This is a genomic window from Cellvibrio sp. pealriver, from assembly GCF_001183545.1.
In the GTDB taxonomy this organism is placed as follows: Bacteria; Pseudomonadota; Gammaproteobacteria; order Pseudomonadales; family Cellvibrionaceae; genus Cellvibrio.
Window position 1 is genome coordinate 4,148,244 of sequence record NZ_KQ236688.1, and the last position, 13,245, is coordinate 4,161,488.

Annotated in this window: 10 protein-coding genes; 8 read left to right on the forward strand and 2 right to left on the reverse strand. The window is 50.4% G+C overall.

Features of this window, described 5'->3' with window-relative positions:
* Positions 1-208: 208 nt before the first annotated feature.
* From gltB to VC28_RS18055, 5 genes are all read left to right on the forward strand, one after another.
* The gene (gene gltB / locus VC28_RS18035) at positions 209-4,660 is read left to right on the forward strand and encodes a glutamate synthase large subunit (RefSeq protein WP_049631862.1); all 4,452 of its coding nucleotides are present in this window, start codon (positions 209-211) and stop codon (positions 4,658-4,660) included.
* A 14-nt stretch (positions 4,661-4,674) separates the two neighbouring features.
* A complete protein-coding gene (locus VC28_RS18040; RefSeq protein ID WP_156184360.1) occupies positions 4,675-6,093 on the forward strand; it encodes an FAD-dependent oxidoreductase in 1,419 nt (472 codons plus the stop codon).
* Positions 6,094-6,243: 150 nt separating this feature from the next.
* Entirely contained in the window at positions 6,244-7,311 is a 1,068-nt protein-coding gene (hemE, locus tag VC28_RS18045) for a uroporphyrinogen decarboxylase (protein ID WP_049631864.1), read from the forward strand.
* A gap of 222 nt (positions 7,312-7,533) precedes the next feature.
* Positions 7,534-8,901 carry an HD-GYP domain-containing protein gene (locus tag VC28_RS18050; protein ID WP_049631865.1) on the forward strand — a complete coding sequence of 456 codons (1,368 nt, stop codon included), beginning with the start codon at positions 7,534-7,536 and terminating at the stop codon, positions 8,899-8,901.
* Between the two features lie 230 nt (positions 8,902-9,131).
* A complete protein-coding gene (locus tag VC28_RS18055) occupies positions 9,132-9,884 on the forward strand; it encodes a TerC family protein (protein ID WP_049631866.1) in 753 nt (250 codons plus the stop codon).
* Between the two features lie 80 nt (positions 9,885-9,964).
* On the opposite strand, the gene asd is transcribed toward VC28_RS18055, so the two are convergent.
* Entirely contained in the window at positions 9,965-10,816 is an 852-nt protein-coding gene (gene asd / locus VC28_RS18060) for an archaetidylserine decarboxylase (protein ID WP_049631867.1), read from the reverse strand.
* A 177-nt stretch (positions 10,817-10,993) separates the two neighbouring features.
* Between asd and VC28_RS18065 the strand changes: the two genes are divergently transcribed.
* Positions 10,994-11,743, forward strand: a complete 750-nt coding sequence (locus VC28_RS18065; protein ID WP_049631868.1) for a M48 family metallopeptidase — start codon at positions 10,994-10,996, stop codon at positions 11,741-11,743.
* Positions 11,744-11,762: 19 nt separating this feature from the next.
* Positions 11,763-12,146 carry a DUF2750 domain-containing protein gene (locus VC28_RS18070; protein ID WP_049631869.1) on the forward strand — a complete coding sequence of 128 codons (384 nt, stop codon included), beginning with the start codon at positions 11,763-11,765 and terminating at the stop codon, positions 12,144-12,146.
* A gap of 9 nt (positions 12,147-12,155) precedes the next feature.
* On the opposite strand, the gene VC28_RS18075 is transcribed toward VC28_RS18070, so the two are convergent.
* Entirely contained in the window at positions 12,156-12,533 is a 378-nt protein-coding gene (locus tag VC28_RS18075) for a hypothetical protein (RefSeq protein WP_156184361.1), read from the reverse strand.
* A gap of 172 nt (positions 12,534-12,705) precedes the next feature.
* Between VC28_RS18075 and VC28_RS18080 the strand changes: the two genes are divergently transcribed.
* Complete coding sequence (locus tag VC28_RS18080) at positions 12,706-13,191, forward strand: LEA/WHy family protein (RefSeq protein WP_049631871.1); 486 nt, start codon at positions 12,706-12,708, stop codon at positions 13,189-13,191.
* Positions 13,192-13,245 lie beyond the last annotated feature (54 nt).

Sequence of the window (13,245 nt, forward strand, 5' to 3'; positions counted from 1 at the left end):
TGCCCTTCCGGCCTTATCTTGCTAATACCCCTCCAAGCGGGTAATATCCTGCGCCCATTTGCCTAGCCCCTACAACCTCAGGGGCTTTTTTGTCTGGGATGTGAATTGGCGCAGCTTTCGCATAAATGCTTGCCGCATGAGTGCATAAAAATTGCTCCTTTAACTTGCAGCATATTCCTTGATAGTGATTTTTGTTGAGAATCAGCCTATGACCACTGGCCTCTACCAGATAGACGAGTTTAAAGATAACTGCGGTTTTGGTTTGATTGCCCATTTAAAGGGCAAAACCAGCCATCGTCTGCTCAAAACAGCAATCGAAGCCCTGACGTGCATGACCCACCGTGGTGGTATCAATGCAGACGGTAAAACCGGTGACGGTTGTGGTTTGTTAATCCAGAAGCCGGACAGTTTCTTGCGCGCAGTGGCAAAAGAAGCCTGTGGTGCAGAGCTGACCGCGATTTATGGTGTAGGCTCGATTATGCTCAGCCGTGATGCGTCGGTTGCTGAGTCTCAACGCGCAATTTTGTCTGAAGAGTTGGCCAAACAGGGCTTGGTGGTTGCTGGTTGGCGCGAAGTGCCAACCGATCCTGAGTGCTTGGGGCCTATTGCCCTGAAATCGCTGCCAGCCTTCAATCACGTATTTGTGAACAATACTGACCTGCCAATTGAGCAGGTTAATGCCAAATTATTTGTCGCACGCCGCAAAGCGGAAATCCGTTTGGCGGGTGATAAGAGTTTCTATGTTGCGAGTTTGAGCACCAGCATTCTCTCCTATAAAGGGTTGATGATGCCGGTAGATTTGCCGCGCTTCTTCTCTGATCTGGCCGACGAACGCCTGGAAACGGCTATCTGTGTTTTCCACCAGCGTTTCTCTACCAATACCATGCCGGTATGGCCGTTAGCGCAACCGTTCCGTATGTTGGCGCACAATGGTGAGATCAACACTATCGTCGGCAACCGCAACTGGTCGGTTGCGCGTACCCCAAAATTTATCACGCCATTGTTGCCTGAGTTGCAAGAGCTCAAGCCGCTGGTTAACCGTACCGGTTCAGACTCATCCAGCCTCGATAACATGCTGGAAATCCTGTCTTTGGGTGGCATGGAATTGCACCGCGCTATCCGTATGCTGGTTCCGCCTGCATGGCAGAACGTGGAGAATATGGATCCAGACTTGCGTGCGTTCTACGAATACAACTCTATGCACATCGAGCCTTGGGATGGTCCCGCTGGCTTGGTAATTACCGATGGTCGCTACGCGGTTTGTACTCTTGATCGCAATGGTCTGCGTCCATCGCGTTGGGTAATCACCAAAGACGATATGATCACCGTGGCTTCGGAAGTGGGTGTGTACGCCTATGATCCGGCTGACGTGGTGGCTAAAGGCCGTCTTGGCCCAGGCCAGATCATGTCGATCGATACCCTGACTGGTACTTTGCACAACACCCAGGACATCGACAATCAACTCAAGTCGAGCAAGCCCTACAAGCAATGGCTGAAAGAGCGCGCATTGCGCATTGAATCGACCCTGAATACCGATGCCAAAGAAAACGGTTTGGAAGGTATTGAGCTGAAAGCCAACATGAAAATGTTCCAGGTCAGCTTTGAGGAGCGCGACCAGTTGTTGCGCCCATTGGCTGAGGGTGGTCAGGAGGCAGTTGGCTCCATGGGTGATGATACGCCCATGGCCGTGCTTTCCCGTCAGCAGCGTTCGCTGTACGACTATTTCCGCCAGCAGTTTGCGCAGGTAACCAACCCGCCAATCGACCCATTACGTGAAGCGATTGTGATGTCGTTGGAGACGTGCCTCGGTCGTGAGTTATCTGTCTATGAAGAGCACGCAGATCACGCAGATCGCGTCATTCTCAGCTCGCCTGTGCTGTCACCGGAGAAGTTCCGCGGGCTGATGGCGCTGAAGCGCCCGGGTTACGAGCAGCAAAAGTTCTCGCTCTACTACAACCCTGAAACCACCAACCTGAAAACGGCATTGGGCAAACTGTGCGATGACGTAGCCGCTGCAGTGAAGTCTGGCAAGGTGTTGATCGTGTTGAGTGATGCCGGTTTCAGCAAAGGCCAATTACCGATCCATGCCCTGCTGGCAGTGGGTGCTGTGCATCAGCATCTCACTAATGTTGGTTTGCGCTGTGAATCCAACCTGATTGTTGAAACCGCTACTGCGCGCGATCCACATCAGGTAGCGGCGCTGATCGCCTATGGTGCTACCGCTGTTTATCCATACCTCAGCTACCACGTTCTCAACGATTTGATTGAGACTGGCGAGTTGTTGAGCGATGTGGATTCTGCTTACAAGAATTACCGCAAGGGTATCGACAAGGGCTTACTGAAAATCTTGTCGAAAATGGGTATCTCTACCATTACTTCTTATCGTGGCGCACAGTTGTTTGAAGCAATTGGCTTGTCCGAAGAAGTGATCAATACCTGCTTTGAAAGTACCCCAAGCCGTATAGGTGGCGCGCGTTTTGAAGATCTGGAAGCGGATCAGAAAATTATTGCCCAAACCGCATGGTTGGAGCGTAAGCCTATTGTCCAAGGCGGTTTGCTCAAATATGTGCATGGTTCTGAATACCACGCATACAACCCTGATGTAGTGCAAACCCTTCAAAAAGCTGTACAGAGCGGCAACTACGCCTTGTGGCGCAACTATGCCGATATTGTGAACAAGCGTCCGGTCGCTATGCTGCGTGACTTGTTGGCGATTCGCGAAGATGTTTGTACGCCTGTGCCTTTGTCAGAAGTTGAGCCTATCGAAAGTGTGATCAAACGTTTCGATTCAGCAGGTATGTCACTGGGTGCTTTGTCACCCGAAGCGCACGAAGCTTTGGCTGAAGCCATGAACCGTTTGGGCGGTCGTTCCAACTCCGGTGAAGGTGGTGAAGATCCGGCGCGTTACGGCACCATCAAAACCTCCAAGATCAAACAAGTGGCTTCTGGCCGCTTTGGTGTGACACCAGCGTATCTGGTGAATGCCGAAGTGCTGCAAATTAAAGTCGCACAGGGTGCAAAACCCGGTGAAGGTGGCCAGTTGCCCGGTGGTAAAGTGAATGCGTTGATCGCGCGTCTGCGTCACTCGGTTCCCGGTGTGACCCTGATCTCGCCACCACCGCATCATGACATCTACTCAATTGAAGACTTGGCGCAGCTGATTTATGACTTGAAGCAAGTCAACCCTGATGCGTTGGTCTCGGTGAAACTGGTATCTCGCCCAGGCGTAGGTACTATCGCTGCCGGTGTAGCCAAGGCTTATGCGGATTTGATCACCATCTCCGGTTATGACGGCGGTACGGCGGCGAGTCCGTTGACCTCCATCAAATATGCCGGTTCGCCATGGGAGTTGGGTCTGTCCGAGACTCACCAAACCCTGCGTGCCAACGACCTGCGCGATAAAGTTCGCGTACAAACCGATGGTGGTTTGAAAACCGGTCTTGACGTTGTAAAAGCAGCAATGCTCGGTGCGGAAAGCTTCGGCTTTGGTACTGGCCCGATGGTAGCTCTCGGTTGTAAATACCTGCGTATTTGCCATTTGAACAACTGCGCGACCGGTGTTGCTACCCAACAAGATAAACTGCGTCAGGATCATTACATCGGCACCGTTGAAATGGCGATGAACTTCTTTAAGTTTGTGGCCGAGGAAACTCGTGAGTGGATGGCGCGTTTGGGCGTGCGTACTTTAGGTGAATTGGTTGGGCGTGTTGACTTGCTCAAGATCCTGGAAGGTGAAACCACCAAGCAACAGCAGCTGGATTTAAAGCCAATTATCCATACGGATGATTATTTGGCGACCAAGCCACAGCTTTGTGCAGTAAGCAAAAACGAGCCGTTCGATAAAGGCGAAACCGCCGAAGCAATGGTTAAAGTGCTGCTACCGGCTATTGAAGCGAAAACGGGCGGTGAGTTTGAATTCCATATCACCAACTGCGATCGCTCAATTGGCGCTCGCATCAGTGGTGAAATCGCCAAGCGCTACGGCAACCTGGGCATGAACGACAAACCAATCAAACTGAAACTCACCGGTATTGCTGGTCAGAGCTTTGGTGTGTGGAATGCCGGCGGTCTTGAAATGTATCTGGAAGGCGATGCCAACGACTACGTCGGTAAAGGCATGGCGGGTGGTAAGCTGGTGATTCGTCCACCGCGCACATCGGAATTCAAGTCCAACAAAACCAGTATTATGGGTAACACCTGTTTGTATGGTGCGACTGGCGGTAAATTGTTTGCAGCGGGTACTGCAGGTGAGCGTTGTGGTGTGCGTAACTCCGGCGCGCATGTGGTTGTTGAAGGTGCGGGCGATCACTGCTGTGAGTATATGACCGGCGGCGTGGTGACAGTATTGGGTCAAACCGGCGTCAACTTCGGTGCAGGTATGACCGGCGGTTTTGCTTACGTGCTCGATGAAGCGAATGACTTTGTGGATCGCTACAACCATGAGTTGGTTGATATTCACCGTATCAATACCGAAGCAGTTGAGGCGCATCGCCACCATTTGCGTACGGTGATTGAAGAATTTGTGCAAGAGACCGAAAGTGCATGGGGTCAACACTTGCTGGATAACTTCGATGATTACATCGGCAAGTTCTGGTTGGTCAAACCCAAGGCGGCAGCTATCGGCGGCCTGTTAAACAGCTTCCGCAAGCGCGGCGAATAAGGCGAGGGGAATCCATCATGACTCGTTTAAATAATGACTTTCAGTTTCTCGATGTGGGTCGCCAAGATCCCGCCAAGAAAGATATCGAAACCCGCAGACGTAATTTTGTGGAGATCTACCAGCCTTTCGCCAAAGAAGAGGTGGAAGGGCAAGCACACCGTTGCCTTGAGTGTGGTAACCCTTATTGCGAATGGAAATGCCCGGTGCACAACTTCATTCCTAACTGGTTGAAGCTGATTTCCGAAGGCAATATTTTTGAAGCTGCCGAGCTCAGTCACCAAACCAACTCTTTGCCAGAAGTGTGCGGCCGTGTATGCCCGCAAGATCGCTTGTGTGAAGGCGCTTGTACGCTGAATGACGGCTTCGGTGCGGTAACTATCGGTAATGCTGAGAAATACATTACTGACACTGCTTTTGCGATGGGCTGGAAACCGGACATGTCCAAAGTCGTTTGGACTGACAAAAAAGTCGCCATTATTGGCGCTGGCCCAGCGGGTATCGGTTGTGCGGATATTCTGGTGCGTAATGGCGTTAAGCCAGTGGTATTCGATAAGTATCCCGAAATTGGTGGTCTGCTTACGTTCGGCATCCCTGAGTTCAAGTTGGAAAAATCGGTGATGTCACGTCGCCGTGAAATTTTCACCGAAATGGGTGTGGAATTCCGCTTGAGCACTGAAGTGGGTAAAGACATTACTATGGAAGAATTACTGCGCGACTACGATGCAGTATTCATGGGAATGGGTACCTACAATTACATGAAAGGCGGCTTCCCTGGCGAAGACTTGCCTGGTGTGTACGATGCTCTGCCATTCCTGATTTCCAATGTGAATCGCAATCTTGGCTTTGAGAAAGATCCTGCAGATTTCATCAGTGTAAAAGGCAAGCGCGTTGTTGTTCTTGGCGGTGGTGATACCGCGATGGACTGTAACCGTACCTCAATCCGTCAAGGTGCCAGCACGGTAACCTGTGCTTATCGCCGCGATGAAGAAAATATGCCCGGCTCCAAACGCGAAGTGGCCAACGCCAAAGAAGAAGGTGTTCAATTCCTTTACAACCGTCAACCAGTTGAAGTTGTGGGCAACGGTAAAGTTGAAGGTGTGAAAGTGGTCACCACCAAGATGGGCGAGCCAGATGCCAAAGGTCGTCGTAGCCCTGTAGTCATTCCCGGTTCTGAGGAAATTCTGCCTGCGGATGTTGTATTGATCGCTTTCGGTTTCCGCCCTAGCCCGCAGCCTTGGTTTGATACCAACGGTGTGAAAACTAACGACTGGGGCGGTGTAATTGCGCCTGAGCATCAGCAGTTTAAATTCCAGACTACCAACCCGAAAGTGTTCGCGGGCGGTGATATGGTGCGCGGTTCTGATCTGGTGGTCACTGCCATCTGGGAAGGTCGTGAAGCTGCCCAAGGTATCCTGGATTATCTGCAAGTCTAAGTTTCACAAATCCAATCTGGCGCAATAAGTTAGATTTTGGAATGCACTACACTTCATTAGCCCCGCAAATGCGGGGCTAATGCTATCTAGCGTGAGAATTTTTGCTAATGCCTGTGAATAAGGCGCATTAGAACCAGAGGAATTAAGAGAATGACAGAGCTCAAGAATGATCGCTTTCTGCGTGCACTACTCAAGCAGCCAGTGGATGTGACTCCGGTATGGATGATGCGCCAAGCCGGGCGCTATCTGCCTGAGTATCGTGCCAGCCGTCAGCGCGCGGGCGATTTTATGGGGCTCTGCACCAACCCCGAGATGGCGTGCGAGGTAACTTTGCAGCCCTTGGATCGCTACCCCGGGCTTGATGCAGCCATTCTTTTCTCTGACATTCTTACCATCCCCGATGCCATGGGCTTGGGGTTGTATTTTGAAACTGGCGAAGGCCCGAAATTTCACAAGGCGGTACGCACCGAGGCGGATGTCGATGCACTCAAGGTTATCAATCCCGAGCAGGATTTGCCCTACGTCGTCAATGCTGTCAAAACTATTCGTCGTGAACTGAATGGCCGCGTGCCATTGATCGGTTTTTCCGGCAGCCCTTGGACCTTGGCTACTTATATGATCGAAGGTGGTTCCAGCCGCGATTTTCGTCGCGCCAAAGAGATGCTCTACAATCAGCCGCAAGTGATGCATCGTTTACTGGATGTATTGGCTGACTCTGTCACTGTTTATCTGAATGCCCAGATTAAAGCGGGCGCACAAGCGGTACAGATTTTTGATACTTGGGGTGGTGCGTTATCCCATGCTGCCTACCAAGAGTTCTCGCTTAAGTACATGCAGAAAATCGTCTCTGGTTTGATTCGCGAAAATGAAGGTCGTCAGGTACCTGTGATCCTGTTCACCAAAGGGGGCGGGCAGTGGTTGGAGTTTATGGCAGCGACAGGGGCAACTGCATTGGGGCTTGATTGGACTACCGACATCGCCCAAGCTCGTGCCCGTGTGGGTAATCAAGTGGCGCTGCAGGGCAATATGGATCCCACTATTTTGTATGCGTCACCTGAACGTATCCGCGCTGAAGTGGGTAGTATTCTTGCTGCTTATGGCAGTGGCTCGGGACATGTATTCAATTTGGGGCATGGTATTACGCCCGAGGTTGATCCGGCGCATGCCGGGGCATTTATTGATGCAGTGCATGATTTATCAGCCGGTTTTCATCGCTAGTTTCCCTGTATGGGTTTTATTCAAGTGTGCTGTACCCCACCTTGCAGGATGATTTAGCTGCCTTTAGTCCTGCGGCTCTGGTGTGGCATCCATTTCTTGATTACACTCGATCAGGTTAGGGCTTTTCCAGAATGGGTGGGTATTCGCAATCAAGGGTTTGGTTGCGCCCCCTGCAATAACAACAGTGGATAACGGGCACCGAGTGGTGAGTGGGGATCAAGCGTGGGAATCAAGCAGGTTAAAGTTGACGTCAATGAGTTAACTATCGGCATGTATGTCTCGGGTTTGGATCGCCCTTGGTCGCAAACCCCATTTCCCCTGCAAGGCTTTTACTTGCGCGACCTCGGTGAAATCAATCAGCTCAAAGCCCTCTGTAATTACGTTTTTATCGATGTTGAAAAAGGCCGAGGCCCCATTGCCGCGAACCTTAAAACCATCGCTCCCTCCGCTAAGAAACCCAGTACCCGCGAGCGTGTCAGCTCATACAATGAATCCGTTGCGCCACTCAAAATCCAGCGTGGGTTGTATCGCGGTGTAGAGCCACTCCAGCGTGAGGTTAAAAAGGCTCGCCAGCTACATCAAAAAGTGTATGGCGCAGTCGTGGAGGTAATGGATCAGCTCGAAAAAAATCAGTTTGATGGTTTGGACTTGGGTGAAACCAAGCGGGTCGCGAGTGAGATGGTCGATAGCGTCTTGCGTAACCCGGATGCCTTGACTTGGCTCTCCCGTGTTCAGGAAAAAGATGAATACACCTACAGCCACGCAGTGCGTTCATCGGTATGGGCGATACTGTTTGGTCGCCACATCGGCCTACCCAAGCGTGACTTGGATGTACTGGCGATGGGTGTGTTGTTAAAAGATGTGGGCAAAGTGCAATTGGAAGCTGCACTGCTGTCAAAGTTGGATCGCACTCCGGAGGAAGAGCGCCTGTACGAGACTTTTGTGGAGTTGGGGTGCGAGATTCTGCGCAAGACACCAGGTGTAGAGCCGCGCGTAATCAGCGTGGTCAAAACTCACTGTGAACGATTGAACGGCAGTGGTTATCCGCAGGGTTTATCTGGCGACAAAATTCCTTTGTTGGGCAAAATTGCAGGCATAGTCACTTACTATGATCACGTCACCAATCCGCGTGGTTCACGTCATCCCATCGCGCCTTCCAAAGCGGTTGCCAAGCTCTATGAGTTGCGCAATATCCAATTTCAGGAAGAGTTGGTGGTGGAATTTATCCGCGCCATCGGGTTGTATCCAACGGGCACTTTAGTGGAATTGAGCACAGGCGAGGTGGCCGTTGTCGTTGAGCAGAATTTTGAGCGCCGCTTGAAGCCCAAAGTAATAGTTGTATTGGATGCCTACAAACAGGCGCTAAGCGAATACTTGCTGCTGGACTTATCCGAGGATGATAAGCGCAAACAAGAACTGCTCGATTCCGGCAAAAAATCGCGCTATGAAATTGAAAAAATCGAAATTGCCCGCGATCTTGAACCCGGCAGTTACGATGTTGATATCGCCAGCATTCGCGATCACTATTTAATGAAAAATGAAAAGAAAGGCTTAATGGCGTTGCTGAGCCGTTTAACCACGCGTGGTTAAATTACGCCGTTTTGGTTTTCGGTTGTCCTGTCTCATTTGTACCTCGTCTGTGTGCAACCTCCGTTCTTTCTTCATTTGCATTAATTATCCAACCTCATTGTGATAGAGCCATAAGCTGCTGATACAATTCCGCTCCCTGCAATACAGCGTGCGGGCGTTAATGCCAAACATGGCCAGCATATGTAGCGGCTGCTGTATGGTGTACATCACACAAATCAAAGAGAGTTTATATGTTCGAATGGATAGCAAGCCCCGAGGCGTGGGTTGCATTGGCAACGCTAACAGCGTTAGAGATTGTATTGGGGATCGATAATATTATTTTTATTTCGATCCTCGTCGGGCGTTTACCAGAGCATCAGCGTAAGTTTGCACGTAATGTGGGTTTAGGCTTGGCGATGCTGACGCGCTTGGCATTATTGTTCTCACTGGCGTGGATTATGGGGCTGGTCGAGCCATTGTTCAGTGTGTTTGGAGAAGAGATTTCCGGGCGCGATATCATCCTGATTGGCGGCGGTCTGTTCCTGATTGCCAAAGCGACCCATGAAATACATGGCAGTCTGGAGGGAGCCATAGAGTCAGAGCGCAATGTTGCAGCGCACGGCCTGATGGTGGTGTTAATACAAATTGCGATTCTGGATATCGTTTTCTCGCTTGATTCTGTAATCACTGCGGTAGGCTTGGTTAGCCAGGTACCGATTATGGCGCTGGCAATTATTATTGCTGTCGGTGTTATGTTGTTTGCTGCAAAGCCGATCGGCGATTTTGTGGATTCCCACCCAACTATCAAAATCCTCGCGTTGTCATTCCTGGTGATTGTTGGCTTTACGTTGTTGGTGGAAGGTTTCGATGTAAATGTACCGAAAGGCTACATCTACTTTGCGATGGCTTTCTCGCTGGCGGTAGAAATGATCAACATCAAAATGCGCAAGCATCAGGATAAACCGGTGGAGCTGCGTAAAGACTATCCGGGCGACCAGCAGTAGTTGTCCAGCAACTAGTGAGTTGCCCTAAAACAACAAAGCCGATCATTTGATCGGCTTTGTTGTTTTGGATGCAGAAAAGGCTATCGCTTACTGCCCATGCGCTCGCCCATTTTGGTGGGCGTGGTGGCCGCAAAACGGCTATCCCATTGGATTTTATCTTTGGCAAACAGGATGATGGCGGTAGAGCCCAGCTTAAAACGGCCCATTTCATCCCCTTTATTCAGGACGATGTTTTGGTAAGGGTAAAGTGATGTCGCTATCTCGCGGCTGGCAAAAGGTGCTACCTGCCCATCCCAGACAGTTTCGATACCCGCCACAATCATTGCGCCAACCAATACCACGGCCATTGGCCCTATGTCGGTATCAAAAATGGCTACAACCCGCTCATTGCGTGCAAACAGACGCGGTACATTTTCTGCGGTCACGGTATTCACTGAAAAGAGTTCGCCGGGAATGCTGATCATGGTGCGCAATTTACCGCCATAAGGCATGTGCACACGGTGATAATCACGCGGGGATAAATACACAGTGGCGAAATCACCCTCGGCAAATTCAGCCGCGAGCGCTTCATCGCCCCCAAGTAATTCCTGTGCAGTGTAATCCTGCCCTTTAGCCTGGAAGATACGACCATCGATAATCTTGCCTAGCTGGCTGATGGCACCGTCTGCAGGGCTGACGATCGAATCTTGTGTGCTATCGACAGGCCGTGCACCGGGTTTGAGGGCACGGGTGAAGAAATCGTTAAAGCATCCATAGGCGAGCGGGTTTTCTTCAGCGGCAAGGCTCATATCTACGTTGTAGCGTTTTACAAACCAGCTGATAAACGTATTTTTAACGAACTTGTTCGGTGTGCTGGCCAGCCAACCCGCTGCGCGCGACAAGCCATGTTGAGGTACCAGGTGTTGTAAACGGATAAACAATTTTTCATTCATGTATTTTTATATTCCCTGCTGCCAACAGTTGCGGCGAATAGATGGGGCGGCAGTGTAACAAAACTCGGTAAAGCTTTGGTGCAGCATGGGAGTCTTCTTTCCGGCTGTGGTATCTTCCCGCTGGCCGCGATGTTGCGGACATCACAGTGCGCTCGGTAGGCAAGCAAAGGGTAGACAATGTCAGAGTGGGTCGATCTGAAGAAGCATACATCTCCATCTCTCTTGGGGGTTGATTTGGGGTTTGATTTCACTGTCGCCCGATCAGCCCGGCGACGCAGTATCAGTATCGAAATTCGTCATGCAAAAGTCGTCATTCGCGCCCCAATGGGCGTCGCACAATCGGTATTGGTTGGCTTTGTACATCAAAAAGCGGCGTGGGTTCGCGCCAAGATCAACGAACAGCAGCACCTGCTTGCGGCACTGCCGCAGGCGCGTACTTACGCACAGGGCAGTCAACTTCCTTTTATGGACGAAATCCTGACATTAACTATAGGTCGTGGTACGCGTGCAGCGGTTGCGCGGGTCGATCATCAATTGCATCTCTTGCTCTCATCCCGCTCGCGTTTAGGTGACGAGGCCCAGATTCGCCAGTTGTTAGAGCGTTGGTATCAACAGCAGGCGCTTGCGCTGCTTACGCGTAAAACACAGGCGCTTTGTGCACAGCTGGGTTTGAATTGTACGCAAGTCAGTGTACGGGCGACCCGCTCAAAATGGGGTCATTGCACCAGTCGCGGGGCGATCCAATACAACTGGAATATACTGCTGGCTCCTGAGGCTATAGTCGATTATCTTGTCGCCCACGAAGTTAGCCATCTGCGCCACCAGAACCACAGCGCCGATTTCTGGGCATTGGTTGCCAGCATATGCCCAACCTTCAAGGCCGACCGTGCCTGGCTTAAAGCCGAAGGTGCCCATCTCTGTTTATAAACCTCAAAGGCGTTTTAACATGAATGACACAGTCACAATCGAACCGCTTGGCGATGATCCCGCTGAAAACCTTGACCGCTTTATTGTAGAGGCGATGGAGTTGGGATGTGTGTGGGGGCTGGAGGGGCCGGATGGTTGGGCATTGAGTGCATCGGAAGATCATGATGAAGTCGATGTTATGCCGTTTTGGTCGCAGGAAAGTTTTGCCCGCGCGCATTGTGTAGATGACTGGAAAAGCTATCGTCCGGTTGCCGTTGATTTGATGGAGTTTCTCGAAGAATGGCTGCCCGGTATGCACGATGATGTACTGTTAGTTGGTATCAACTGGAATGAAGATCTGGAGGGAGAAGAAATCGAACCCTTGGATCTGCTGGAAGAGTTCGAAATGGAGATGGGGGAATAACCGGGAGCGCTAGTAGAAACCGCGCTCCTGAAAGTGGTTAAGTTCCTCATCGTCATCGCCGAATAAATGCAGATGCAATATGTCAACCTCATAGCGCTTGGCGTAATCATTCAGCATTTTCAAACTGACCATGCTTGGCGTCATGCTGTACCAATAATGGGTTGAATCATCGTGGACTGCCAACACAAACTCCAATGCGCCAGGTACCATCTTGCGGGTCAGATGGCTGAAAATTTTGCGCTGTAGCTGGAGCACTGAAAAGTTAAAGTCCGCGCACAGTCGCATCAATTGCGGGTACTGACTTTCACGCCGGTCTTGTATACGAATATCGCGGCTGGCGAATAATTCGTCCGGGTCGATCAGTAGCTTGTGCGGGGGGCGTTGCATAGGGATATATTCAGTTGGCATTTTTGTAGAGTAACTTTCGCTAAACATTTTACCGGTACAGGGAGCGAGTACTAAAGATCAATAGTCAGTAAAAAGAGTGCGGATTAGATCACATAAGTGTGAATTTACGAGTGTCTGGGATCACAATTTTACTGTTGAATAGGGCGTCAAAATGACTTTTGTTTTAAATAATCAATTACGTGGCCTGTTGTTATTCTTTATCGGTCTTATATTGGCCGGTTGTTCAAACTTACAACCAAAATTGGAGCAGCCCACAGTGAAAGTGGCAGGGTTGCAATTACTGCCTGCGCAAGGATTTAGCCAGCCGATAGAAGTTAGTTTGCTGATTGCCAATCCCAATGATCGCGATTTGCATCTGCGTGGCATGTCGTACACCATCGGTATTGAAAATTTTGATGTGCTCAGCGGTGTGAGTGATCAATTGCCTACGCTTATGGCCTATCAGGAAACACCAGTGAAAGTCGTTGTGTCAGCGAACGTATTGCAACTGGTGCGGTTGATTGAACATTTTGGCCGCAATGGTGTGAAAGAAAATGTGAATTATAATTTTTCGGCCAAATTGGATTTCAGTGCGTGGCTCCCCGCATTGCGTATTAACGAGGCCGGCAAAATTCCACTTGCCGCCAAAAAACGATAATCGGACAACATCGTTTTCAACACAAAAATAGCGTTGTTTAAATATCTGTATCTT

Coding starts and splice junctions, on each gene's coding strand:
- gltB (WP_049631862.1), top strand. CDS start 209: ATGACCACTGGCCTCTACCAGATAGACGAGTTTAAAGATAACTGCGGT.
- hemE (WP_049631864.1), top strand. CDS start 6,244: ATGACAGAGCTCAAGAATGATCGCTTTCTGCGTGCACTACTCAAGCAG.
- VC28_RS18055 (WP_049631866.1), top strand. CDS start 9,132: ATGTTCGAATGGATAGCAAGCCCCGAGGCGTGGGTTGCATTGGCAACG.
- asd (WP_049631867.1), bottom strand. CDS start 10,816: ATGAATGAAAAATTGTTTATCCGTTTACAACACCTGGTACCTCAACAT.
- VC28_RS18065 (WP_049631868.1), top strand. CDS start 10,994: ATGTCAGAGTGGGTCGATCTGAAGAAGCATACATCTCCATCTCTCTTG.
- VC28_RS18070 (WP_049631869.1), top strand. CDS start 11,763: ATGAATGACACAGTCACAATCGAACCGCTTGGCGATGATCCCGCTGAA.
- VC28_RS18075 (WP_156184361.1), bottom strand. CDS start 12,533: ATGCAACGCCCCCCGCACAAGCTACTGATCGACCCGGACGAATTATTC.
- VC28_RS18080 (WP_049631871.1), top strand. CDS start 12,706: ATGACTTTTGTTTTAAATAATCAATTACGTGGCCTGTTGTTATTCTTT.